The sequence below is a fragment of the Butyrivibrio sp. AE2015 genome (assembly GCF_000420825.1).
GTDB lineage: Bacteria > Bacillota > Clostridia > Lachnospirales > Lachnospiraceae > Butyrivibrio.
The window spans coordinates 1-24,784 of record NZ_ATVR01000043.1; the positions used below are offsets into that span (position 1 = coordinate 1).

23 protein-coding genes are annotated in these 24,784 nt (G+C 40.6%); 22 read left to right on the top strand and 1 reads right to left on the bottom strand.

Translation table 11 applies throughout. From position 1 onward, the window contains the following. Positions 1-301: 301 nt before the first annotated feature. The 16 genes from G585_RS0114825 to yjeM all read left to right on the top strand — a co-directional run bounded on the left by G585_RS0114825 (position 302) and on the right by yjeM (position 20,944). A complete protein-coding gene (locus G585_RS0114825) occupies positions 302-1,672 on the top strand; it encodes a sodium-dependent transporter (protein WP_022776047.1) in 1,371 nt (456 codons plus the stop codon). Between the two features lie 245 nt (positions 1,673-1,917). After that, the gene (locus G585_RS0114830; RefSeq protein WP_196802922.1) at positions 1,918-3,723 is read left to right on the top strand and encodes an EAL domain-containing protein; all 1,806 of its coding nucleotides are present in this window, start codon (positions 1,918-1,920) and stop codon (positions 3,721-3,723) included. Positions 3,724-3,810: 87 nt separating this feature from the next. Further along, the gene (locus G585_RS0114835) at positions 3,811-4,638 is read left to right on the top strand and encodes a patatin-like phospholipase family protein (protein ID WP_022776050.1); all 828 of its coding nucleotides are present in this window, start codon (positions 3,811-3,813) and stop codon (positions 4,636-4,638) included. A 13-nt stretch (positions 4,639-4,651) separates the two neighbouring features. After that, positions 4,652-5,662: a glycoside hydrolase family 5 protein gene (locus G585_RS0114840; protein ID WP_022776051.1), complete on the top strand. Its 1,011-nt coding sequence runs from the start codon at positions 4,652-4,654 to the stop codon at positions 5,660-5,662. Positions 5,663-5,690: 28 nt separating this feature from the next. Continuing rightward, complete coding sequence (locus G585_RS0114845) at positions 5,691-7,754, top strand: oxidoreductase (protein WP_022776053.1); 2,064 nt, start codon at positions 5,691-5,693, stop codon at positions 7,752-7,754. A 144-nt stretch (positions 7,755-7,898) separates the two neighbouring features. Beyond that, complete coding sequence (locus G585_RS0114850; protein ID WP_022776054.1) at positions 7,899-8,954, top strand: FIST signal transduction protein; 1,056 nt, start codon at positions 7,899-7,901, stop codon at positions 8,952-8,954. Positions 8,955-8,965: 11 nt separating this feature from the next. After that, the gene (locus G585_RS0114855) at positions 8,966-9,931 is read left to right on the top strand and encodes a methyl-accepting chemotaxis protein (RefSeq protein WP_022776055.1); all 966 of its coding nucleotides are present in this window, start codon (positions 8,966-8,968) and stop codon (positions 9,929-9,931) included. Positions 9,932-10,083: 152 nt separating this feature from the next. Beyond that, the gene (locus G585_RS20005; protein ID WP_022776056.1) at positions 10,084-10,206 is read left to right on the top strand and encodes a hypothetical protein; all 123 of its coding nucleotides are present in this window, start codon (positions 10,084-10,086) and stop codon (positions 10,204-10,206) included. Beyond that, a complete protein-coding gene (locus tag G585_RS0114865) occupies positions 10,203-10,781 on the top strand; it encodes an ABC transporter ATP-binding protein (RefSeq protein ID WP_022776058.1) in 579 nt (192 codons plus the stop codon). Before G585_RS20005 ends, G585_RS0114865 begins: the two co-directional genes overlap by 4 nt. Before the next feature lie 193 nt (positions 10,782-10,974). Beyond that, positions 10,975-13,788 carry an ATP-binding protein gene (locus tag G585_RS18345; protein WP_022776059.1) on the top strand — a complete coding sequence of 938 codons (2,814 nt, stop codon included), beginning with the start codon at positions 10,975-10,977 and terminating at the stop codon, positions 13,786-13,788. 40 nt (positions 13,789-13,828) lie between these two features. Continuing rightward, on the top strand, positions 13,829-15,142 hold the full coding sequence (locus G585_RS0114875) for an ABC transporter substrate-binding protein (RefSeq protein WP_022776060.1): 1,314 nt from the start codon (positions 13,829-13,831) through the stop codon (positions 15,140-15,142). A 25-nt stretch (positions 15,143-15,167) separates the two neighbouring features. After that, positions 15,168-16,184 (top strand): HD-GYP domain-containing protein, encoded by a 1,017-nt coding sequence (locus tag G585_RS0114880; RefSeq protein ID WP_022776061.1) that lies wholly within the window; start codon positions 15,168-15,170, stop codon positions 16,182-16,184. 377 nt (positions 16,185-16,561) lie between these two features. Beyond that, positions 16,562-17,632 carry an ABC transporter substrate-binding protein gene (locus G585_RS0114885; protein ID WP_022776062.1) on the top strand — a complete coding sequence of 357 codons (1,071 nt, stop codon included), beginning with the start codon at positions 16,562-16,564 and terminating at the stop codon, positions 17,630-17,632. Between the two features lie 21 nt (positions 17,633-17,653). Continuing rightward, the gene (locus tag G585_RS18350; RefSeq protein ID WP_022776064.1) at positions 17,654-18,547 is read left to right on the top strand and encodes an ABC transporter permease; all 894 of its coding nucleotides are present in this window, start codon (positions 17,654-17,656) and stop codon (positions 18,545-18,547) included. Further along, positions 18,540-19,325 carry an ABC transporter ATP-binding protein gene (locus G585_RS0114895; RefSeq protein ID WP_022776065.1) on the top strand — a complete coding sequence of 262 codons (786 nt, stop codon included), beginning with the start codon at positions 18,540-18,542 and terminating at the stop codon, positions 19,323-19,325. Before G585_RS18350 ends, G585_RS0114895 begins: the two co-directional genes overlap by 8 nt. A gap of 122 nt (positions 19,326-19,447) precedes the next feature. After that, a complete protein-coding gene (gene yjeM / locus G585_RS0114900; protein WP_022776066.1) occupies positions 19,448-20,944 on the top strand; it encodes a glutamate/gamma-aminobutyrate family transporter YjeM in 1,497 nt (498 codons plus the stop codon). 55 nt (positions 20,945-20,999) lie between these two features. Here yjeM and G585_RS18355 read toward each other — a convergent pair whose 3' ends face one another. Beyond that, a complete protein-coding gene (locus G585_RS18355) occupies positions 21,000-21,494 on the bottom strand; it encodes a LysR substrate-binding domain-containing protein (RefSeq protein ID WP_022776067.1) in 495 nt (164 codons plus the stop codon). 174 nt (positions 21,495-21,668) lie between these two features. On the opposite strand from G585_RS18355, the gene G585_RS19185 reads away from it, so the two are divergent. The 6 genes from G585_RS19185 to crcB form a co-directional block, all read left to right on the top strand. Continuing rightward, positions 21,669-21,983, top strand: coding sequence for a hypothetical protein (locus G585_RS19185; RefSeq protein ID WP_022776069.1), 315 nt, complete (start codon positions 21,669-21,671; stop codon positions 21,981-21,983). Between the two features lie 59 nt (positions 21,984-22,042). Then, on the top strand, positions 22,043-22,618 hold the full coding sequence (locus G585_RS0114915; RefSeq protein ID WP_022776070.1) for a hypothetical protein: 576 nt from the start codon (positions 22,043-22,045) through the stop codon (positions 22,616-22,618). Continuing rightward, on the top strand, positions 22,599-23,387 hold the full coding sequence (locus G585_RS0114920; protein WP_022776071.1) for a GNAT family N-acetyltransferase: 789 nt from the start codon (positions 22,599-22,601) through the stop codon (positions 23,385-23,387). The genes G585_RS0114915 and G585_RS0114920 overlap by 20 nt, the downstream gene beginning before the upstream one ends. Beyond that, positions 23,388-23,843, top strand: coding sequence for a GNAT family N-acetyltransferase (locus G585_RS0114925; RefSeq protein WP_022776072.1), 456 nt, complete (start codon positions 23,388-23,390; stop codon positions 23,841-23,843). It begins immediately after the preceding gene. Positions 23,844-23,899: 56 nt separating this feature from the next. Then, complete coding sequence (locus G585_RS0114930) at positions 23,900-24,385, top strand: NUDIX hydrolase (protein WP_022776074.1); 486 nt, start codon at positions 23,900-23,902, stop codon at positions 24,383-24,385. A 52-nt stretch (positions 24,386-24,437) separates the two neighbouring features. Further along, positions 24,438-24,784 (top strand): fluoride efflux transporter CrcB (gene crcB, locus G585_RS0114935; protein ID WP_022776075.1); only part of this gene is annotated, 347 nt, incomplete at its 3' end.

Genomic DNA, 24,784 nt, shown 5'->3' on the forward strand with positions numbered 1-24,784 from the left:
GAGAGAAAATCTACTGTTCCCATCATCTTCACCGTCGGCTCGCAGACAAAGGCGTTTTCCTCAGGTTCAGTCAATGGTGGCGTACGCAGCCGCAATCTTAGCTTTTCTTATAATAAAAGAATCGTCCCTCTGTCCACATTTACTTACGCATATACAAAGCGTAAGTGTTTTGCTATATGTAAAGACTCATGTAATAGTATGGCATATTTTTTTTATGCTTTTCGCTATAGTAGCTGGTATTATAGCGCATTGTATGGTATTATGAAGGTCTGTGTAAAAAATAATTTAGGGGTTTAAAGCGATGAAAGAACGTGAAAGTTTGGGAAGCAGACTTGGATTTATTCTGCTATCAGCTGGATGTGCTATAGGTATTGGGAATGTCTGGAGATTTCCTTACATGGTTGGTGAAAATGGCGGTGGGATCTTTGTTTTATTCTATGTACTGTTTTTGCTGATTTTGGGAGTTCCGATCATGACTATGGAGTATTCAATGGGAAGGACTTCTAGAAAAAGTATTCTGCCGGCGTACAAGATGCTTGAGAAAGAGGGCTCTAAGTGGCATCTTATGGGATATGTCGCTGTAGCAGGCAATTTCCTATTACTTATGTTTTATTCTGTGGTTTCAGGGTGGATGCTTAGATATTTTGTGCTCATGGTGACAGGAGCTTTTGATAATGCTGATACAACAGAAGTTCAGGAAATATATAAGAGTATGATGGGAAGTCCCATCATTATGATTGTTTTCATGGTTATCACTATGGCTATCACTGTTGTAATATGTTCAGCGGGACTTCAAAATGGCGTTGAGAAGATAACCAAGATTATGATGATCGCTCTTATATGTATTATGATAGTTTTGGGAATCAATTCTTTGATACTCCCATCTGCCAAAGAGGGCATTGCTTTTTATCTGATGCCAAACATGGATAATGTAAAGGCAGTTGGATTCGGAAAGGTTCTGTATGCTGCGCTTAATCAGAGCTTTTTTACACTAAGCCTTGGAATTGGTAGTATGGAGATTTTCGGAAGCTATATTGAAAAGGACAGGAGTCTTGCCGGGGAAGCAATTCTGGTTGCAGGTCTTGATACCTTTGTTGCGATAGTAGCAGGCCTTATAACAATTCCTGCCTGTTTTGCCTATGGCGTTGCGCCAAACAGTGGACCAAGTCTTATTTTTCTTACACTGCCCAATGTATTTATCTCACTTCCAGCCGGAAGATTATGGGGAAGCCTGTTCTTCCTTTTTATGTATTTTGCAGCACTTTCTACTATGGTAGGTGTATTTGAAAATGATGTTAGCTTTATGATCGACATTCATCAAATGAGCAGGAAAAAAGCCGCTTTTGTAGCAGGGATCATAATAACTATAGGATCTGTGCCTTGCGCTCTTGGATTTAATGTCTTTAGTGCATTCCAGCCACTTAAAGCAGGCAATACCGTTATGGACCTTGAGGATTTTATACTAAGTAATCTGATGCTTCCGATTGGAGCACTGATATGTTGCCTCTTCTGTACTACAAAATATGGCTGGGGATTTGATAATTATCTAAATGAAGTAAATAACGGTGATGGACTCAAAATAAGTCGAAAACTGAAATGGTATTTTAAATATGTCCTTCCTGTTATCATAGCTTTTTTGATAGTATATGGGCTTGTAACATATTTTAAATAAAAATACATCCTGACTTCTTGAAAACACATTTTGAGTTTATCAAGAAGTTAGGATTTTTTAATAGTTATGTAACAAAAAAGATGATATCATAAAAGTGAATATTTATGAACAATAATACGTAACAGATGTTGTGCGGCTCGTAAGAGGAAAAGTGTATGTGGGACTTAAGTTACGCAATTCCAAGTTTACTTTTATTGATTCTTTTTGTTGCATACTATTTCTTTTTGCCAAGAGTACCCAACAGAATGAATCGTACTTTTATTATGCTTCTTTTGATAGAAGCCAGTATGATTGTATTTAATCTTCTCTCTACCTGGCTTGATATGAACTATAGGCTGTTTCCTGTCAGGCTTGTGGAATTTGTAAATTCGCTTTTTTTTGCACTGTTCTATTTAAGAGGATATGTGTATTTCTTTTATTTCACAACTGTCATAAAGGATGAAGCATATTTCACGAAGACGTTTTCAATTCTTAAACGAATCCCTCTTCAATTATGTATATTAATGGCAGCTACAAGTCCCTGGACAAGGATGATTTTTTATGTGGATGCCGAAGGCTATCACTCAGGACCTTATTATAAAATTCTTTATGTTGAGTTCTGGTTTTATATAGCTCTTTCTTATTTGATAACTTTTGCCTGTAAAGTAAGTACTATCCAAAAAAGGGAAAAGATCAGCATTTTTTGGGCTAATACACTTTTACTCATTGGTACATTTTTCAGACTCTTTTTACCACAGGTGCTTATAATGGACACCTTTTGTGTTCTTGCTGTTACTGTTTTATATCTTTCGTTTGAAAATCCGGACTTTTATCTTGAGCGAAGATCAAGAATGTTTAACAACAAGGCATTCAGTGAATATCTTGAAGAGATAAATGGTAAAAAGCCATATAGCATACTTGCATTTATTATCCATAATTACCGCGATCTTCGTGAAATGTATGGCGTAAGGCAGATGGATGTAGGTGTCGAACTTATTGGAAGCTTTTTGCTAAATGAATTTCCTGACATGGAGATTTTTTATTGCAGAAGCGGAAGATTTGCAATTCTGGGTGATGAGACTCTTGAGCTTGAGGCTGATAATATCAGGAAAAAGATTGAAGAGAGATTTGAAAGCTCGTGGAATTCAGATGATACTGATATCTATTTTGATGTAAGTTTTGTTTATATAAAGCCTGGTAAAAAAGGATTGTCGACCCATACCATCATTAGTGTTCTTATCCAGAGTCTTGGTAAAGTAGCAAATGCTGGCAGCGAAGACTATGTTCTGATAGATGAAAAGATGGTACACAGTACTGAACAGGATGCTGAGATAAAAAGAATACTTGAGAATGCAATTGACCTCAATCAGGTGGAAGTATTTCTTCAGCCTATAGTTGATGCGGCAACTCAAAAGATGGTGGGAGCAGAGGCGCTTGCAAGGATAAGAGATGACGATGGAAAACTTATTTCGCCGGGGCTTTTTATTCCAATTGCGGAGCAAAATGGAAGAATAAATCAGCTTGGAGAGCAGGTTCTTGATAAGGTATGTAAGTTTGTCGCAGCAAGTGACATGGAAAAGATGGGACTAAATTGGATAAATGTAAATCTTTCTCCAATTCAGTTTATTCGCCATGATCTGAAGGAAAGACTCGAAAGAATCATAGGCGAGAACAGAGTGGCCCCTTCTTACATACATTTTGAAGTGACGGAGCAGTCATTTATTGACGAGGGGCTTTTGTTTAATCAGATACATAGCATTCAAAAGAGTGGATTTTATTTTGTACTTGATGATTATGGAAGCGGATATTCCAATCCGGCAAGGCTAAAGAAATGTCCTTTTATCGGAGTTAAGATGGATATGAGCCTTGTCTGGGAATACGCAAAAAAACCGGATGAGCTTCTTCCAAATATGGTGTCGACTTACAGCAAACTTGGATTTTTAATTACTGCTGAAGGGGTAGAAGACGAAAATATGGCCAAGATGATGACCGATATAGGGTGCGATTATCTTCAAGGATACTATTTTGACAAACCCCTTACTATGGATGAATTTATCGCAAAATATTCATAGAAGTGTGATAGAATAGTTAAGAAAGCTAAAAGAGCTGTCCTTTAGTGGGACGGCTCTTATTTGGGTATGATGACTTTGGAGAATCGTATGAAGACAGCACTGGTTATGGAAGGCGGCGCTATGCGCGGTATGTTTACCTGCGGCGTATTGGATGTCCTTATGGAGAATGGTATTTCTTTTGACGGGGCAGTGGGAGTGTCCGCCGGCGCGACATTTGGATGCAATATCAAGTCTAGGCAGATAGGAAGAGCTTTTAGGTACAACAAAAAGTACTGTAAAGACAAAAGGTATCACAGCATAAGATCCCTTTTAACTACGGGAGATATTTATAATGTGCCATTTTGTTACGATGAACTTCCCTATAAGCTCGATAAATGGGATATCGATGCCTTCAGGGCCAATCCCATGGAATTTTACTGTGTTGCAACTGACATAAATACGGGAAAGCCGGTTTATCACAAGTGCGAAACAGGAGAAAAAAGCGACATTATCTGGATCCAGGCTTCTGCATCAATGCCGTTGGTATCAAGACCTGTTGAGATAAACGGAGGAGTTTACCTGGATGGAGGCATATCAGATTCTATCCCTCTTAAGTTTATGGAGGGCCTTGGATATGATAAAATCTTAGTTATCGAAACTCAGCCCAAAGATTATGTCAAGGGCAGGCAGAAGTACATGCCTCTTGTCAGATGGATGCTCAGAAAGTATCCCAATATGATAAAGGCTATGGAAGAGAGATATCTCATGTACAATGAGCAGAAAAGGTATGTGAGAGAAAAGGAAGAGAAGGGTGAGATAGAGGTAATAAGACCGCTTGCGCCCCTTAATATCAGTCCGGTTGAGACTGACGAAAAAGAGCTGGAAAGAGTATATCAGCTTGGAAGAGCTGAAGCTTTAAAATACTTAAACAAATAGACGGAGGTAGTGTATGAAGAGGTTTGACGGATTTATGTTTGGCGCCAATCTTGGTGGCTGGCTGTCACAGTTCGATGAAGACACAAAAGAGCATTTTGACAGCTTTATCACAGAAAAGGATATTGTAAGGATCAAGGAGGCTGGTTTTGACCATGTCCGTGTTCCTGTTGATTATGTAGTGATCGAAGATGAGCAAGGGGAGCCCATCGAGAGCGGCTACGAGTATCTTGAGAATTGCGTTGATTGGTGCAGACGCGCAGGACTTAACATGGTTCTTGATCTTCATAAGGCATATGGTTATTCTTTTGATCCACTTGATAAGGGAGAGAGTAAGGAAGCTTTCTTCTATGATGAGAAACTTCAGAAGCGTTTTTACAACACATGGGACACAATCTCAAAGAGATTTGCAAAAGATGCTGATATGATGGCTCTTGAGCTTCTTAACGAGATCGTATCACCTAAGGTTGTTAAGGAGTGGAACGAGATAGCAAAAGAGGCTGCTCTTACTATCAGAAAAAATGCTCCTACTGCTTATATCATCATCGGCGGCGTATGCTACAACAACGTAACAAGCGTACCTCTCCTTGATAAACCAATTGATGACAGGATCGTTTACAATTTCCACTGCTACGAGCCATTTATCTTTACTCATCAGAGAGCTTACTGGGTAGAGAATATGCCTAAGGACTTCGTAGTTGAATATCCTGGCTCACTTGAGGATTACAGAGAAAAGTCAAAAGAGCTTTCACCTGATCTTGCAGATGCCATCAACAGAGGAGAGATCACTGAAATCGGACCTTCATATTTTGAGAGGATCTTTGTTCCTGCTGTTGAGAAAGCAAAGGCTGAGAATGTATGCCTTTACTGCGGTGAGTATGGCGTTATAGAGCTTGCGGATGTGGAGTCTGCAAAGAGATGGTTTGCTGATATCCACAGTATTTTCGAGAAGTACGAGATAGGCCATGCTGTTTGGAATTACAAGGAAAAAGACTTTGGTGCAACAGTAAATAAGTGCTTTTTTTAATAAATTGACTTTGGGAGATTTACAGGCTATGGATAAGAGATTAGAACCACTTTTTACAAAATGGAAGATTGGAAATGTGGAGATAAAAAACCGCATTGTTTTGACTTCCATGGGTGGAACTGATTTATTTGGATGGATGGAAAAAAACCATTTCGACAAGGCTGGAGCTGACTTCATACTTGAAGTGGCTAAAAACAATGCGGGACTTGTTCTTCCCGGATGTCAGCCTGTTTACAATCCAATGTTTGGTCAGTGGCTCTACAGCAATAAGAAAATGTATCAGGAACTAAAAGAATGGATGCCCAGGCTTCATGAGACAGGTGCCAGGCTTTTTGTCCAGCTTACTGCCGGCTTTGGCAGGTCTTTTACCGTAAGTACCATGATGGAGACCTTGTATAACAATAAGGCTCTGAGAGTTTTGTCAAAGCCCTTCATGGACCTTGACAAGATAACAGCATCAGCAAGTCCATCTCCTAACCGATGGTCTGATAAGCTGCCTTCAAGGGCGCTTACTGTAGAAGAGATCAGAGAGTATGTCACAGCTTTTGGCAAGACTGCGCTTCTTTTGAAAGAAGCCGGAGTCGACGGCGTGGAAGTACATGCTGTTCACGAAGGTTATCTTCTTGATCAGTTCACTTTACCTTATGTGAATAAAAGAACTGACGAATACGGTGGAAGTTTTGAGAACAGATACAGATTTGCTGTGGATATCGTAAAAGAAATAAAGAAAACATGTGGAAAAGATTTTCCTGTTTCTCTGCGTTACAGTGTTGTCTCTAAAACCAAGGGCTTTAGAGAGGGCGCACTTCCAGGCGAGGACTATGTAGAAGCAGGAAGAGATTTTGAAGAGTCCAAAAGAGCTGCAAAGTACCTTCAGGATGCAGGCTACGATATGCTCAACTGCGACAATGGTACGTATGATGCCTGGTACTGGGCTCATCCACCAATCTATATGCCTGAAAACTGTAATTTAGAGGATGTAGAGAATCTTAAAAAGTATGTGGATATCCCTGTTGTCTGCGCCGGAAGACTTGATCCAAGAGTTGCTGCAGATTCAATAAATGAAGGAAAGCTCGATGGAGCCGGCTTTGCAAGACCGTTCCTTGCCGATCCTGAATGGGTTACCAAACTTATGGCTGGAAAAGAAGAGGATATAAGACCATGTATTCTTTGTCACAATGGCTGCTTTAATATGTGTCACTATAAGGGCGTGCCAAATGACCAGAAATTATCTGACTCTCTCCATCTTGCAAGATGTGCTGTAAATGCCGAAACTATGCAGAAGGACAAGCATCACATCAAACCTACCAAGCACCCCAAGAAGGTTTATATCATTGGCGGTGGCATAGGCGGAATGGAAGCAGCCAGAGTCCTTAAGCTCAGGGGCCATGAGCCTGTTATTTATGAAAAAGCAGACAGACTAGGCGGAACATTTATTGCTGCAAGTGCAGAGTCATATAAAGGGAAGCTGCGAGATCTTTTGGCGTGGTATCTTAGAAAAATGGATGAGCTTGGAATTGAAGTTCATTTGAATGAAGAGATAACTGACCTTAAGAAATTTGGCAAAAGCGATATCCTGATCGCAACAGGTTCCAAGGCAAGGGTATTAAGAAGCGTTCCGGGACATGAAAAAATGGTGGAAGCCTGCGAGTTCCTTACCGGTACAGAGGTCGGAGAGACAGTAGCTGTAATAGGCGGTGGACTTACAGGATGCGAGATTGCATATGAACTTGCGCTTAAGGGCAAAAAGCCTGTTATTGTAGAAATGAAGGATGACCTTGTTTCACAACCGGGAGTGTGCCTTGCAAACAGCTCATACCTTAGAGAGTGGTTTGCGCTTCATAAAGTTCCGGTTTACCTTGAGACTTCTCTTAAAGAAGTCAGGGATGGCAATATCCTTGTAAAGGACAAGGAAGGAAAAGAATTTGAAATAGAGTGTGATAGTGTTATCAGCTCTGCAGGTTACATTCCTAATCCTCTCATAAAGGATAGTGATAGAACCAGCAATATTGATTTTATTGGTGATTGCAAACAGATAGGAAATCTTCGAAGTGTAATATGGAGAGCCTACGAAGTTGCCATGAGAATATGATAATAGCCCCCTATGGAAACATAGGGGGTTTATTAAATTTTAATATAATTTTAATCGAAAAACAGTATTTGGATGAACGTTTTTTTTCATATTGATGGTACAATATCTATGATGTCTTTTAAATATTTTCAAAGGAGATGTTCTATGAAGACCTTTTATGGAAAAAACGCTCAAGGTAGCGTATCAGAAGCAGTACATGGGCTTGTTTCGCCTAAGCTTATTATCATGATGAGTAATGCTGATAAGTTTGAAGCAAATGTTGAAACACTTGAAAAACTCTACCCGGGTGTTCCAAGTATTGGCTGTATTGCCATGGGATATGATACTACTGTTGTGGAAAACGGTGTTGCTATCACTGCTTTCACTGATGGAGTTACAGTAGCCACAGGTGTTCTTGAAAATGTTTCTAAGGCGCCTGCAAGGTATATCAAAAGAATTACAGATGATGTTGAATCGTTAAGACCAGGAAAAGACAACACAGCAATCATCGATTTCTGTGCTGCCAATGATGCTGCAGTTCTTACAACTCTTTCAACTCTTGTAGAAAAATATAATCTCCAGGTCATGGGAGCTACAGGTGATGCCGGAAAGGTATCAGTTAATGGCAAAGTATATGAAGATGCCATGGTATACGCAGTAATTAAGAATAACGGCGGCAAGGTAAAAACATATAAGGAGAATATTTATGCTCCGAGGGATAATACTCAGCTTGTTGCTTCTAAAACAGATAAGAGCAAATATTATCTTGGAGAATTAAACGGACGCCCTGCAAAGCAGGTATATATCGAGCTTACAGGAGCTCCTGAGAACGACGTTGTAAACCAGACCTTCAAAAATCCTTTTGGAAAAATGGTCGGTGATGACGTTTGTATAGTTTCATTAAAGGACGTATCAGGAAATGGTCTTATTCTGTACAGACAGATCAACGACTCGGATATCCTCACAATTCTTGAGATGCGTGATCCTTCTGAAGTAGTTCAGGCTACCATAAATAAGATCAAGAATGATTTCAACCATGTATCAGCTATCTTTTCAGTAAATTGCATATTCAGATATCTTGTATTTGAGGAGAGAGGAGGCCTTTCAACATACCTTAACAAGATAGGAACCCTTGGAGCCTCATGTGGACTTGTAGGATTTGGCGAACATTATAACACGCAGTTTGTTAATCAGACCATGACATGTGTGGTATTCGAATAAGGGAGATAAATATGTTTGAAATGTTTGGTAAAAAGAAAAATGAGACAGTAAACGAGAATGTAAATAAAGACGCTGAAGAGAAAAAGGCGCTGGAAGAAAAGATGGATTCTTTGGTTTATATCGCAGATTCCATTAAGGGCTTCCAAAAAGATCTGGTTCAGAATGAAGTGAATTCTCTTACTGAGATTCATGACATGGGCGAAGCTGTTGATGATGTAATTGACAGCAACACCAAATTAAGAGACAGGATGGAGAACTTCAACGAGAAGTTTGCTGAGGTTAATCAGAGTGCTTCTAAGTTTGAAGATGTTAAGCAGAATATCTTAAACAGTGTTCATAACGCACAGGATAAGGTTGGAGAGCTTAAAGACAATTCCAATGAAGTAAGAGCCAGCTTCGATGAGATGGCGCAGGGCTTTGAAAACTTCAAGGAATCGGTTAATCAGATTTCTGATTATATGAAAAAGATCATCAGCATTGCATCTCAGACAAATCTTCTTGCTCTGAATGCTTCAATTGAGGCTGCAAGAGCAGGTGCTGCAGGAAAAGGATTTGCAGTAGTTGCTACAGAAGTCAGAGAGCTTGCAGATGAGATCAAGGTAATGATCGATCAGGTAAATGCTTCTATCGACAATGCAAATACTGAGAGTGAGAAATTATCTGTTCTTATGGAAAATTCCATTGCAGCAATGGATAAGTCACTTCAGGGCGTAGAAGAGACAAAGGAGACTTTCGATGAGATCATCGAGAGTACCGACGGAGCCAATGCCGTTCAGCAGGAGATTGCAGATACTACTGATGTAGCTGCAGATGAGCTTCATCTCATCGGATCAAATATCGATGACATCAACAGAAAGTACGATGCCCTCGTAAACCAGCTTGAAAGAGTTAATCAGCTTGGAACTACAAAGAGCAGCGTATTCGAGCACATCGATAACCTGGTTTCCCAGATCGAACCTATCGTAAAGTCCAAATAAATAGCGAAAATTAGTAGGTTTAAATAATAAAACAGAAAGTCGTCGGTGCAAGGCACTGACGACTTTCTCTTTGTATTGTGGTAGTATTTATATGTTTAAAAGAGATAATGATTATTTTCTTGTATTTACTACAGTGAACAGGGAGAATATTTATGGACAGCAGATTTAAGCAGCTTTTGGAAATGGCAAAGGTATACAGAATGCCTGGGGACAGGGTAATCAGATACATCTACATTCCTGAGTTTTTTAATCTTTTCAGGAGGAAGAGCAAATGATAATTGAGGTAAAAGATGTATCAAAATCCTATGGTGAAAAGAAAGTTCTTGATGGTTTTAATCTGAATATAGAGGATGAGCACAGCTATATAGTAACAGGCGGCAGCGGTGCAGGTAAGACTACACTGCTTCGACTTGTCTTAGGACTTGAAAAACCGGATTCCGGCAAAGTCGGCCTTCTTGGGGATTATAAATATCCCTACATAAACGCAGGTGTTGTCTTTCAGGAGGATAGGCTCTGCGAGGGCTTTTCAGCAGTTACAAACTGTGCCATGGTAAGCAAAAAAGTATTTAAGCAGACAGTAAGGGAAGAACTCCTAAAACTCCTTCCAGAGGATAAAGTAGATATTCCCGTAAAGAATCTTTCAAACGCAGAAAGACGCATGGTCTGCATAGCAAGAGCCTGCTGCATTCCAAGCGATGTACTCGTAATGGACGAGCCCTTCAAAGGCCTCAACACCTCCGAAAAAGAAAAAGCCATCTCCTTTATCCGAGACAAACAGGGATCCGGTTCCCTCGTAATTGCATCCGAAGACACAACTGGACTCGATTTTGGCAGGATCATTACCTTATGAACAATGCAAGCAATAACAAGCTCCCCTTACAGACGGTCTCCGCCTGTGAGGGGAGTTCTTGATTAGTGTAAGAGTCGTAATAATGGTATGTGAATAGACCATAAACCGTTTGTTTGGTATAATAAAATAGAAGTGATTGTCGGTTGAATTATGTGAGGATACGTGAGACGGCGGCTTTTGTGGAGGTAGTGGCGTGAAGAGAACGCTGATCATTATTGTTGATCTTTTGATAATGGGATTGATACTTTTCTTCATAGTTCAGTATGCCAATACTAAGATGAGGGAAAGTAATGAGAGAGTCGTTGAGGATTTTGAGAAGATGACGATAACTGCGGAACAGATCATTACGAATTACCTGGAGGACGAGCAGCATCTTTGCGATATTTGGGCGAACTATATTAATCGATCCGCAGAGGCGGGATCGCCAATGACCGGTGAGGAAGCAATTTCTTTTATCAGAAAGGCAAAGATATCTTCGAGTATTTATGGTCATCTTTTATTTCTTGATAAGACATCCCAAAGTGGGATATCTACTCATGCGAGCTCAAAGGATGCAAATGATTATTCGGTTTCATACCGCAATATTAACATTTTTGACAACATTGATGAGATAAGTAGAGAAGATGGTAAGATCAGCTTAACAAGAGCGTATACTAATCCCCAGAATGGAGTGCAGTCAATTGCATTTCTTAATTACGTAAAAGTTCTGGATGAGTCAGACGGGCAGCTTTCAGAGGCAATTCTTATGCGCGTGGAGCCTGTCAGTATGCTTGAGGATAAGCTTGTATTTCTTAAAGGTGAGTATGAAAACGTTGAGATTTCTCTCATTAACAAGGAGGGAGAATATCTGGTCCATGGTAAATCGCTGAAAAATTCCAACTTTTTTGAATATTATAAATCTTATAACGAAGCTGACATTGTAGATTACAACGAAATGACAGTCAAGGTAACTTCGGAGACAGGAACCATGACAATGCTTAACTCAAAGGGAGAGGAATGTGTAATATCCTACACTCCTTTGAAATCAATGAATACATGGTTTCTTTTGGCTTATATACCAGCAGGTGAACTTAAGGCGGCAAATACAGTTGTTGACTGGCTTTTACTGGGAATGGTGACGCTTGGTCTTTTATCCCTCCTTACCTTCAATTACCTGATACTGATGCTCTATAACAAAAAGCTTGCAGAGGCTGCCGAGGCTGCTAATCAGGCAAATGAGGCAAAATCACATTTCTTGTCCACTATGTCCCATGACATCCGCACACCTATGAATGCAATCCTGGGACTCAATGAGATGGTCCTAAGGGACAGTCATGAGGATGAAATCGTAGCATATTCGGAAAGTATCAGGACTGCGGGAAAGACACTTATGGGCATCATCAATGATATCCTTGATTTTTCCAAGATAGAGGCAGGAAAGATGGATATCATCGACGTTGATTACAGCTTTGTCTCTATGCTCAATGACCTGGTGAATATGGTTCAGGGAAAAGCGCAGGATAAGGGCCTTTCTTTTGACCTTGAAGTTGACAGGGATATTCCGGTTATATTGCACGGAGATGAGATACGTATTAAACAGATCATCACCAATATCCTTTCAAATGCCGTTAAATACACGAAAGAGGGCTCGATCACCTTTAAAGCGGGATTTGAAAAGATGGAAGAAGCTTCTGATTCTGTAAAACTCATAATAAGTGTAAAAGACACAGGAATCGGAATAAAACCTGAAGATATGGATCGCCTGTTTGTCGCTTTTGAACGTATTGATGAGAATAAGAACAGAAACATAGAAGGAACCGGCCTTGGCATGAGTATAGCCCAGAGCTTTTTGCGCATGATGGGAAGCAGCATCGAGGTTGAAAGCCAATATGGCAAGGGGTCAACTTTCTCTTTTGAACTGATTCAGGGAGTAAAAGACTGGAGCCCTATTGGCAACTACGAGGAGACCTTTAAACGTGCAGTTTCTGAGAGAAAGAGATATCGTGAAAGCTTTACAGCACCTGATGCAAGACTTTTGGTTGTTGATGATACAGAGGTCAATCTTTCAGTTTTCAAGAATCTGTTAAAGCGCACTAAACTGCAGATAGATACGGCAACAAGCGGGAATGAAGGAATTGCATTATTTAAACAGAACAAGTATGACGTGATTTTTCTTGATCATATGATGCCTGACAAGGATGGCATAGAGACTCTTAAAGATATGGAAAAAATCCAGGATTCACCAAGCAAAAATGCGCCGATCGTATGTCTTACTGCCAATGCAATTTCAGGAATGCGCGAAATGTATATAAACGCAGGCTTTGACGATTATATTACCAAGCCCATTGATCCCGAGAGGCTTGAAGTGCTGCTTTTTGAATATTTGCCAAAAGACAAGATTGCTCCGGCATCTGGCGATGGCGACGAGGAAGACTATTATATCCCGGATTTTGTTTGGAAAATCGGATCTCTTGATGTAAATGCAGGGATCATTCATTGCGGAAGCAAGAAATCCTATATGGATACGCTGAAGACTTATTTTGATTCCGGGCAAAAAAATGCAGAAGAAATTGAAAAATACTGGAATGAAAAAGATATTAAGAATACTACTGTAAAGATACATGCACTTAAGAGCACCTCCCGTGTAATAGGCGCAATGGAGCTTGGAGAATTTGCAGCCCGCCTTGAAAAGGCAGGAGAAGAAGGGGATGTAACGCTCCTTGAAACAGAGATAGGAAATCTTTTGACCATGTATCGGAAGCTGCTTACAGAGATGGAGCTGCTTGGACGTACAGATGGAGAAGAAGCGGGGAGTGATAAGCCTCTGATTTCAGAACAAGATATGAAAAAGAGCTATGAAACTATTTCTGAGCTATGTGAAGCTTTTGATTTTGACGGTGTGGCAGAAACTGTGAAATCCCTTGAAAAATACAGATTTCCAGAGGATGAGGCCGCAAAATTTGAAACCATAAAAAAGGCTGTCGACAATTTTGATTATGACCTGATACCTGAGATCATATCAGGTTAAAGCAAAAGAGAAAATCTTTTGGATACGGAAAGGAGTCAGCATGAATATTAAAACAGTGAGAATGGCAAAAAGAATGCTGGGATTAACATCGGCTATAGCAATGGTATTTTGCTTTACTTCCTGTGGACAAAAAGCGGAAGAAAGCGCGGAGTTCAAGCCTTTACTTTCTACCGAGACGTCATGCCAGATCAAGGTTGCAGGAAACTATTCAAATTTTGAATCCCTTGAGAGCGAGTTTGAACGCTTTTATGAGTATTATCCGAATGTCAGTCTCAATTACGTAAATCTTGATGATTATAATAACACGATCACAAGTGCGCTCATGAGTGATGAGGCTCCTGATATATATGTAACGGCTACATGGATGCTGGAAGATGATAAAATGGCTCCTGTTTTTGAAAATGCGGAGGTTCTTTCGGATCCGTCGCTTAATATCAATCTGGATTGTCTCAGAAAAGGCACCTGCTGGACTTTGGAAAACGGAGATGTAGTCATGCTCCCTATTTTTACGAGGACCTATGGAATGCTTGTGAATATGGATCTTTTTGAGATGAACGGGCTTGAAGTTCCCAAGAATTACAATGAACTTGTTGATGTTTGTGACAAGCTCAAGGCAGCAGGCTATGAAGTTCCTATTATGGGAGCAAATGGCATGACAGTAGCGGGAATGTACTATGCTTTTGCTTTTCCGTATTTTTGTGATTATGTCATTAAAAATCCTGAATCAGTCGAAGCCCTCAACTCTATGGAAAAGTCTTCAGGGGAAATGATGAGGCCTGCGCTTGAGAAAATAAAAGCTTTTGTTGATGCAGGGTATCTGAATCCGGGGCTTTGCTCAGAACAGATAGAAGATGATTATAATGCAGTGATCATGCGCTTTTTCGAGGGTGATGTTCCCATAATGCTCGGAAGCGGAGATATGGTTTCCGGTACGCAAAAGCGTGAGAGCAAGTCTGAAGCTTTTTTGGCCAATTCTTTTAAGTATAAATTTTTCATTGTGCCAACCGGGGATGACGGCGGGTATTTTCTTGATTCTGTAAACCTGTTTTTTAGTGTAAATAAAAACAGTCAGAACCTTGATATGACTAATGAATTTATAAGGTTTCTTATGAGAGAAGAAGAGCTTGGTAACATGGCTGCAATTAAGCGACTTACCACACCGACAAACGATTTTTCTTTTGATGAAGTCTATTCATCGCTTGAAGGGTTCCCTGAGGATAAGACTTTTAGCTATCAGGAGACAGGGCTAAATGATGCTGTTAACAAGGAGTTCAGGGCAGCGGCATATAATGTTGCAAATGGCATTATGACTGTAGATGAAGCTATAAGCGGGTATGGCAGTTTGTGGGAGTAACTGCTGCCTGCGGAAAGGAAATAGAATGGAAGAGCGCGTAGTTGTTGTGGATGATGATGTGATCATATTGAAAAATGCGAACACGGTTCTTTCGGAAGCGGGTTTTAAGGTTACATGCCTTAAGAGTGGCAAACTTTTACTGGACTATGTAAAAAAGAATGAGATAGATATGCTTCTTTTGGATATCAAAATGCCGGAACTTGACGGCTTTGAGACCATGAGTCTTCTTAGAAAATGGGAAAGAGAAAGCGGGGCAAAAGAAATACCTGTTATCTTTTTTACTGCTAATGATGACTGCGAATCGGAGACTATCGGTTTATCACTTGGGGCAATGGATTTCATCAGAAAGCCCTTTGTTGCGGATGTTTTAACCCTTCGCGTAAGGCACCTTCTAGACCTTATCAGATTTCAAAATGATCTCCACGCAGAGGTGGAACGCAAGACCAAGGAAATAGAAGGGCTATCACTCCATGTGGTACATACACTTGCAGATGCGATTGATGCCAAGGATGCCTATACTAAGGGCCATTCAGGGCGAGTTGCCGAGTATGCGAGAGAAATAGCCAAAAGAGCCGGTTACTCTTTTGACAGGCAGGAAGAAATATACATGATGGGGCTTCTTCATGATGTCGGCAAGATCGGTGTGCCTGACGCGGTGATCAATAAACCGGGTAAGCTTACGGATGAAGAGTTTGAAATAATAAAGACACATCCCGGAAGGGGTGCAAGGATCCTTCAGAATATTGAAGAAATGCCAAAGCTTGCCATAGGAGCAAGGTGGCACCATGAGCGCTACGACGGAAAAGGTTATCCTGACGGACTATCAGGCGAGGAGATTCCGGAAGAAGCCAGGATCATAGCCGTTGCCGACGCCTATGACGCAATGACCAGTAACAGAAGCTATAGAGGAATTATCCCGCAGGATGTGGTCAAAGGAGAGTTTGAAAAAGGCTTAGGAACTCAGTTTGATCCGCGATTTGCAGCTATTATGCTTGAAATAATAAGTGAAGACGTGGACTACAAACTTCATGAGGGAACATAAGAGGGATAAATCTATTGACAAAAAAATTTAAGGCTTTTATACTTTAACTTAGTAAACCGTTGAGGGAGAGTAAGTAACCGATATGTGAGCATCACAGCTAGTCGCAGATGGTGAGAGTGCGATATGTAGCATAACGGCGAATGGACTTCCAAGGGCAAACAGAAAAGGGTTATACCTTAGTATGGGCGACGGGGCAGGACTCCCCGTAATAAAAGGTCAGCATATGTATGTATGCGTTAAGAGGGCGTCTATGACGTCAAGCAGGGTGGCACCGCAGATGATTATTTTATCTGTCCCGGCATTTTAACAATGCAGGGGGCAGATTTTTTTTGCTTTAAGAAATCTGCTCCGAAACTAAAACCCAAAGGAGAAAAGATATGAAAAAAGCACAGATCACAAAGAAACTAATGTCAATTGGAATGGCCGCAGCTATCGGCCTTGTAGCAGCTGGGTGCGGCTCTTCCGGCGCCAGCACCACAGGAACTAGTGACCAGGCAGGTACAGGAGCTAAAGAGTACAAGATCGGCATATGCAATTATGTTGATGATGCTTCTCTTAATCAGATCGTAGAGAACATTCAGAGTGAGCTAAGTGCCATAGCAGAGAAGGAAGGCGTCACATTTAATATCAAATATGACAATTGTAATGCAGATGCCAACGTCCTTAATCAGATCGTGGCTAATTTCCAGGCTGATAATGTAGACCTGATGATAGGTGTAGCTACACCTGTTGCAATGGCTATGCAGGGAGCAACTGATGGTCAGGATACACCTGTTGTATTTTCTGCAGTATCTGATCCTATTTCAACAGGGCTTGTAGCTTCTATGGATGCTCCCGGAGCAAATGTTACAGGTACATCAGATATGCTCAATACAGAGGCAATCATGAACATGATCCTGGCAGCAGATCCTGATATTTCAAAGGTTGGTCTTTTATATGATGCAGGTCAGGATGCATCCACAACAGCCATAAAAGATGCAAGAGAATTTCTTGAGGCACATAATATCGAAGTCGTTGAACAGACAGGAACAAATGTGGAAGAGGTTACTCTTGCTGCCAATGCACTGGTTTCTGCCGGAGTAGAAGCGATTTTCACACCAACAGACAATACCATTATGACAGCTGAGCTTTCAATCTACGAGATCTTCCGCGAGGCAGGTATTCCTCACTATTGTGGAGCTGACTCTTTTGCACTTAATGGAGCTTTCCTTGGATTTGGTGTTAACTATGCTGACCTTGGAAAAGAGACTGCTGATATGGCAGCTGACATTCTGCTAAATGCAAAGAATCCGGGCAGCGTTGCTGTTAAGACTTTTGACAATGGTATTGTAACGCTCAATGAAGAGATGATGGAGGCTCTTGGCATGGACATGGAGAGCGCAGAAAAAGCTTTCGGAGCCTATGCTTCATCAATCCAGACTATCAAGACCGCTGAGAGTTTTGAATAATTTATATAGAGGTTAAAAGAAATGATATCCCTTATTCAAACTGCTGTTGAGCTGGGACTTATCAGCTCTCTTACAGTACTTGCTTTGTATATGAGTTATACCATGCTGAATGTATGTGATCTGTCAACAGACGGGGCATTCACTATGGGGGCTGCAGTAGGAGCAGTGGTCACTTTATCAGGCCATCCTTTTCTTGCTCTTCCTGCAGCGATGCTGTCAGGTATGCTATCCGGCTTTGTGACAGCTCTTTTGCAGACCAAAATGGGCGTTGACAGCCTTCTTGCGGGCATTACAGTCAACACGGCTTTGTATTCAGTTAATATAGCTGTCATGGGAAAGTCGTCACTGCTTAATCTTAACAGTTCAGGAAGCATCTTTTCATATGCTTCAGACCTGATGGATGGCAGCTTTTTGGATCCTTATTCCAAGCTTATAGTGATAACTCTTATAGTTATGGTGGTTATGATCTGTATCGTTGCATTTTTAAGGACAAGGCTTGGACTTGCCATAAGGGCAACGGGAGATAATCCTGATATGGTCAGATCTTCATCAATCAATACTGTGGCTATCACAATTACAGGGCTGTGTTTATCAAACTCTTTAACAGCTCTTTCAGGATGTCTTCTGGCCCAGTATAACAAATCCGCCAACATTGACATAGGAACCGGAATGCTGACGATTGCTCTTGCATCCCTTCTTATCGGCAGACTCTTTTTTAGAAACAAGGGAGTAGGTCATGGAGTAATAGGGGCTGTGATCGGAGCCATATTCTTCAGACTTGTCTACACCATGGCGCTCAGGCTCAATATGCCTGCCTTTATGCTAAAACTTGTTTCTTCCGTAATTGTCATTCTGGCAATAAGTGGACCTTATTTCCTTGGAAAGATGAGGAAGAAAGGAGGGGCCAATGCTTAAACTTCAATCTGTAAATAAGACCTTTGGCAAAGGCACAGTCAATGAGAAAAAAGCCCTTGGCAATATTGATTTTGATGTGAAAAAGGGAGATTTTATCAGCATTATCGGTTCAAATGGCGCAGGTAAGTCAACTCTTTTAAACGCTATAAGCGGCGTGTTTGAGATAGATGGTGGAAGCATCGTGCTCGATGGCGTGGATATCACCAGAATGTCCGAACACAAAAGGGCAGCAGTGATAGGCAGGCTCTTTCAGGATCCAATGAAGGGTTCGGCGCCTTCCATGAGCATAGAGGATAATCTGTATCTGGCATCAGGCAAAAGAGGCTGGTTTTCTCATATGACAAGCACAGACAGAAAAGAATTCAGGGAAAGACTTGCACTTTTGGGCATGGGACTGGAAGACAGGATGAAGCATCCGGTAGGTCTTTTATCCGGTGGACAGAGGCAGGCGCTGACACTTCTGATGGCTACCTACAATGTTCCAAAGCTTCTTTTACTGGATGAGCATACGGCAGCCCTTGACCCTGCAACAGCGGAGAAAGTTCTTGCTCTGACTAAAGATGTCATAGAAAAGAACAATATAACCTGCCTTATGATCACTCATAATATGCAGTCCGCCCTTGATCTGGGCAATCGTACGATCATGATGAATGATGGCGAGATCATATATGATGTTGAGGGCGAGAAAAGAGCTAAAACTACCGTTGAAGATCTTTTGCAGCTCTTTAAGGACAAGGCAGGCGAAAAACTTACTAACGACAGGATGCTTCTTTCATAAGAAATGCTATTTTTGTGTTTATGAGCCCTAGACATAGAGATAAATGAGAAAACGTGATATAATCGAGAGCGCTGCGTTTATATAAAATTAAATGCAGAATATATTTTTTAAAGGAAGTAGTAATGAAAGAAGAAAAGAAATTAGGGCTCATGGCTCTCATACTGATGATCTTTACATCAGTATATGGCTTCAACAATATCCCGAGATCTTATTACTTAATGGGATATGCAGCAATACCATGGTTTGTTATTGCTGGTATTTTATTCTTTATACCATTTGCATTTATGGTAGCAGAGTTTGGCTCTGCATTTAAGGACGAAACAGGTGGTATGTATTCCTGGATGTGCAAGTCAGTAGGTCCAAAGTATGCATTCATCGGAACATTCATGTGGTACACATCATATGTACTTTGGATGGTAAATGTTTCATCAGGTATCTGGGTACCTGTATCAAATCTTATTTTTGGTGAGGATTGCACATCAAGCTGGTCTTTCTTTGGCTCAAAAATCCTTTCCGGTTCAAGACTTCTTGGTGTCATGGCAATCATCTTTTTTATCTTTATCACATACTTTGATTCAAAGGGTATTGATAAGATTAGCAAGGTAACATCAATTGGTGGTACAGCAGTTCTTGTGATCAACATCATGGTGGTTGTTGGTTCAGTAGTTATGATCATTGCTCGTCATGGTCAGCTTGAGCAGCCATTTTTAGGCACAGAGTCTTTAATGGTTCCTCTTAACGCAGCTTATCAGGGCAACCCGATCATGATCTTATCATTTATTGTATATGCACTTTTCGCTTACGGCGGAATCGAAGCAGTTGGTGGACTTGTTGATAAGACAGAGAATCCAAAGAAGAACTTCCCTAAGGGAATTGTGGCAGCAGCTTTGGTAATCGTAGTTGGTTATGCTATTCTTATCCTGCTTGTAGGCTCATTTACAAACTACAGCGAAATCCTTGGAACAGATAGCATTACACTTGGAAACGTCTCATATGTGATCATGTCAAACTTTGCAGCAGCTTTTGGTAAGGTGTTTGGTGCTTCTGTTGCTACTCAGACTGCTCTTGCTCACGGATTTGCCAGAGTATACGCGCTTATTATGCTTCTTGCACTTATGGGTGCTATGTTTGCACTTGTTTATTCACCACTTAAGCAGATTATCGACGGAACTCCAAAGGAGCTTTGGCCGGGTAAGATGGGAGAAATTGCAGAGGATGGTATGCCAAAGAATGCCATGTGGATCCAGTGTGCAATCGTTTGTATCATGATTCTTTTAGTTTCATTTGGTGGGGATACAATGCAGCAGTTCTTCGTGATCTTAACAGCGATGGTAAACGTTGGTATGACAGTGCCATACATGTTTATTTCATTCGCATTCCCTAAGTTTAAGAAGATGAAGAACATTGACAGAAGTTTCGAAGTATTCAAGACTCAGAAGTCTGCAAATATCTGGGGCTATGTTGTAACACTTACATTGTTCTTTGCAAACGCTTTTGCTATTATTCAGCCAGCCATCGAAGGCGACTGGAAGACTACCTTCTGGTCATTAAGTGGTCCGGTTATCTTTGGACTTGCTGCATGGATCATTTATAAGCGTTATGAAAAGAAAACATTGTAACATAATAATAAATTGACTATTACAAAGCTATTTTGAGGCTGAAAAATGCCTTAAGTCAAAACGGAAAGGCAACAGCTTCGGTGTATAGCTTCTGCAGTACTTTAATAAAAGTATCAAGACTCTGACGCTGGTCTGCTTTATGAGTGCATAAGACGCAAGCGAAGGTATCATCACAGTCATAAGGAATCCATGCAAATTGTCCGCTGTGGTCGTTAAGAAAGCCGGGAGCCAGGCAGATGCCTTTACCGGAAGCAATGTTTGTAAGAGTGGTGTCATGATCCGGACTGTTAAAATACTCAATCTTTCCTGATGAAATAAGCTTTTGCTGTACGGATCTAAGGAGCGCCGGTGAGCCGCCACCTACCATAAGAGTGCGGCCGTATATATCTTCATCAGTAATAAGATTTTTTGATGCAAGAGGATCATTTTTATCACATATTAAATAAATATGACTTTTAAACAGCTTGTGGACAGTAGTGCCTGCAAGCTGTTTTGTCTGTTCTTCCAAGGCAAATACAACATCAGATTCATTTTTTAGGAAGCTATCCATGCTGTTTCCGTATTGGAAAAGTGGTTTTCTTCTAATAGATTGATGTAAGGCTTATTCAGTTTGCAGGATGGAAACCGGATTTTGAAAAATAAGAGATTCATAGGACAGTTATTTCGAAAGAGATAGCTGTCCTTTTTTGTTACTACTTTTGAATTGTGTATTCCGTGATGGTGGTTGATTCGATATAATGAAAAACAGTTAAATTTTACAAAAATCGAAGTTTATGGGGCGAGGAAAAACTATGAAAAAATATACGATAGCAGCAATTATCATGATTATTCATGTCGGATTCATGGAACTGGCTGGTTTGAAGGTCATGTCACTGACGAGGACAGGATTGGTGACAAGATTGCAAGAATATTGAACGTTCCTGAGGACTATGAACTAGTATGCATTCTTCCTGTTGGAATTGCTGAGGGTGAGCCTATGACTCCGCCTAAAAAGAGCTTTGAAGAGAGAGCATGGTTCAATTCTTTTAACGGTAAATAATTGTAGAGGATGTTAATTGCATAAATTCCAGAATAATTGATTTATGACATGGGGATACAATGCTTTTATACCATTATTTTGATAAGAAAACAGGTCCATTTCGGAATCTGTCGGATCTAAGCGAAGAAGAAGCCAAAAAGTTGCTTCTGACTATAAAGGCCGAAAAGCCTGAAACCATGTGCGCCAAAAGGCAAGACAGTTACATTGCGGATAGAAGGCGGTTCGAAGAGATACTAAGAACCGAGTTCCAGAAAAAGGGTGGGAAGATCGAACGGAAAGCCCCTCATTATCTGGTGATAGGTGAATGTCCGTGGTTACAGAGCTGGTTCGAAGACTGCGATTATATAGTGATAGATACAGCAGACTTGGATCTGAGCACAGTTTCTTTTACCTATGGAGATTCTCATCCAACATTCAGTGACCGGGTCAATGATGGAAAAGAGTACAGAAAGAAGCTCTACACATACGACGAGATAATAGGCGTGATTAAAAAATATGGTCTTCCCCAAGACTGGAACCCAGATGGGGAATATGGTCCTGAGAGATATATCGAAGCTCATGTGTGGAGTGATAGAGGGATAAAAAAGATGGCCAAGGACAAGGATCTATTAAAATATGAAAATGCTGACAAATAAAGAGATTAAAGAAATTGCAATGAGACAATCCGCTGAAGATATAGGATGTAAAGCAGAGGATTTCTTATCTGAGAAAAATATAATCTGTAAGTTTCATTTGGGAGATAATGCACGCAGGTATTATAAAGAACCAATCACCTGCAACTTTGTTTCTTACGGGAATAATGTTGTAGCAGCTACAGGGGACGAAGTGACAGATCTGGTTTCAGAATACGTAGATAAATATGAGTTCTACCATCTTTTTGAGACTCCAAATATGCACTGGCTTGAGGAGCGTCTTTCGGAGCGCGGGTACAAGATATGTTTTATGGCGGAGTACTACCTTCCTGATGTGGAGAGGATTCACAATATACAATGCTTATATGAGACAAGAATACTTGTACAGGATGATTTCAAGAACTTATATCTTCCGGAGTGGAGCAATGCGTTATGCAGTGAGCGTAAAAATCTGGATGTTCTGGGAGTTGGAGCTTATGACCAGGATAAGCTGATAGGGTTTGCTGCATGTTCAGCTGATTGTGATGACATGTGGCAGATAGGGGTAGATGTTCTTCCTGAGTACAGGCAAAAGGGGATAGCATCCGCTCTTACAAGCAGGTTGGCAAAAGAAATACTTGGAAGAGGAAAAGTGCCATTCTACTGCTCTGCATGGTCTAATATCAGGTCGGTGAGAAATGCAGTGAAGAGTGGATTTGTTCCGGCATGGGTCGAGATGACTATAAAACCAGCAAATATAGTTGATGAGATCAATTCAGAGGCGGGTAAATAAATGAATTTCAGAAAGGCAACAATAGAAGATCTGGATATACTTGTCACCACAAGAATAGAAGTTTTGAGGGCAGCAAACAGGCTTGATGCAAGCGTTGATATGTCAGAGGTGGAGCGGCAATCCAGAGATTATTATTCTAAAGCTATGGCTGATGGCTCACATATAGCATATTTGGTGTTTGACGGGGACAAATTTATAGGTGCCGGCGGAGTGAGCTATTACAGAGTAATGCCAACATATCATAATACGTCAGGTGAAAAAGCATACATCATGAATATGTATACGGCATCTGATTATCGCAGGCAGGGAATAGCTTATAAGACTTTGGACCTTCTTGTACAGGATGCAAAGAGTAGAGGAATCAAAGCAATCTCTCTTGAAGCTACTGAGATGGGAAGACCTCTGTATGAGAAGTATGGCTTTGTAAAAATGAATGATGAAATGGAACTTAGGTAATAACAGGAATATATTTCAGTTTTATTGACAAGCATATTAATTCTTATGGAGGTATTATGAACCATGACATGACAGTTCCATGTGAAGAAGGACTGATCAATCTTCGCGTCGGAGCGATTATTATGAAAAAAGGAAAAATATTGATGGTGGGAAACGATAGCGCGGATTATCTCTATTCCGTTGGTGGACGTATCAAGTTCGGCGAGACATCCGAAGAAGCTGTGATACGTGAGGTGTATGAGGAGACTGGCGTTAAGCTCGATGTTGATCACTTAGGTTTTATCCATGAGAATTATTTCTATGGAGATGCTGAATCCAATCGTGGTAAGCTTATTTATGAGGTTTCATATTTCTACTATATGAAGGTGCCGGAGGGCTTCGAGCCTGTTTGTATGAGTATGACGGAAGATGACCATGAGGAATTCCTTCGCTGGATAGATGTAAATGATCCCATCAGGTATTATCCTGAGTTTTTCAGAAAAGAGCTATTACATCCGACAGACGGAGTAAAGCATTTTGTGACAGACGAGAGAGTTATATAAAAAGTTAATTAAAGTTTTGAATTCCAGTATATATGACAATAGAGAGGTTGATATGAATTTTCTATTTGTAGCACTTGGTGGTGCCTTGGGTGCAGTAGCGCGATATGCAATAAGTCTGATTCCTGTTAAGACTTATTTTCCGATATTAACTCTGATTACAAATATCCTCGGTGCCATACTAATTGGATTCGTTGTTGGAATTACCAGTAACCGAGAAAGTGTATCTGATAATACCATTCTTTTCTGGAAGACAGGGGTGTGTGGAGGTTTTACCACATTCTCTACATTTTCCCTTGAAGCTTTTAATTTGTTTGAGAAGAAACAATATATGAATGGCGGATTATATGTGGCACTGAGTTGTTGTTGCTGCATATTTGGAATTCTATGCGGAAAGAAACT

Coding starts and splice junctions, on each gene's coding strand:
- G585_RS0114825 (WP_022776047.1), top strand. CDS start 302: ATGAAAGAACGTGAAAGTTTGGGAAGCAGACTTGGATTTATTCTGCTA.
- G585_RS0114830 (WP_196802922.1), top strand. CDS start 1,918: ATGAATCGTACTTTTATTATGCTTCTTTTGATAGAAGCCAGTATGATT.
- G585_RS0114835 (WP_022776050.1), top strand. CDS start 3,811: ATGAAGACAGCACTGGTTATGGAAGGCGGCGCTATGCGCGGTATGTTT.
- G585_RS0114840 (WP_022776051.1), top strand. CDS start 4,652: ATGAAGAGGTTTGACGGATTTATGTTTGGCGCCAATCTTGGTGGCTGG.
- G585_RS0114845 (WP_022776053.1), top strand. CDS start 5,691: ATGGATAAGAGATTAGAACCACTTTTTACAAAATGGAAGATTGGAAAT.
- G585_RS0114850 (WP_022776054.1), top strand. CDS start 7,899: ATGAAGACCTTTTATGGAAAAAACGCTCAAGGTAGCGTATCAGAAGCA.
- G585_RS0114855 (WP_022776055.1), top strand. CDS start 8,966: ATGTTTGAAATGTTTGGTAAAAAGAAAAATGAGACAGTAAACGAGAAT.
- G585_RS20005 (WP_022776056.1), top strand. CDS start 10,084: ATGGACAGCAGATTTAAGCAGCTTTTGGAAATGGCAAAGGTATACAGA.
- G585_RS0114865 (WP_022776058.1), top strand. CDS start 10,203: ATGATAATTGAGGTAAAAGATGTATCAAAATCCTATGGTGAAAAGAAA.
- G585_RS0114875 (WP_022776060.1), top strand. CDS start 13,829: ATGAATATTAAAACAGTGAGAATGGCAAAAAGAATGCTGGGATTAACA.
- G585_RS0114880 (WP_022776061.1), top strand. CDS start 15,168: ATGGAAGAGCGCGTAGTTGTTGTGGATGATGATGTGATCATATTGAAA.
- G585_RS0114885 (WP_022776062.1), top strand. CDS start 16,562: ATGAAAAAAGCACAGATCACAAAGAAACTAATGTCAATTGGAATGGCC.
- G585_RS18350 (WP_022776064.1), top strand. CDS start 17,654: ATGATATCCCTTATTCAAACTGCTGTTGAGCTGGGACTTATCAGCTCT.
- G585_RS0114895 (WP_022776065.1), top strand. CDS start 18,540: ATGCTTAAACTTCAATCTGTAAATAAGACCTTTGGCAAAGGCACAGTC.
- yjeM (WP_022776066.1), top strand. CDS start 19,448: ATGAAAGAAGAAAAGAAATTAGGGCTCATGGCTCTCATACTGATGATC.
- G585_RS18355 (WP_022776067.1), bottom strand. CDS start 21,494: ATGGATAGCTTCCTAAAAAATGAATCTGATGTTGTATTTGCCTTGGAA.
- G585_RS0114915 (WP_022776070.1), top strand. CDS start 22,043: ATGCTTTTATACCATTATTTTGATAAGAAAACAGGTCCATTTCGGAAT.
- G585_RS0114920 (WP_022776071.1), top strand. CDS start 22,599: ATGAAAATGCTGACAAATAAAGAGATTAAAGAAATTGCAATGAGACAA.
- G585_RS0114925 (WP_022776072.1), top strand. CDS start 23,388: ATGAATTTCAGAAAGGCAACAATAGAAGATCTGGATATACTTGTCACC.
- G585_RS0114930 (WP_022776074.1), top strand. CDS start 23,900: ATGAACCATGACATGACAGTTCCATGTGAAGAAGGACTGATCAATCTT.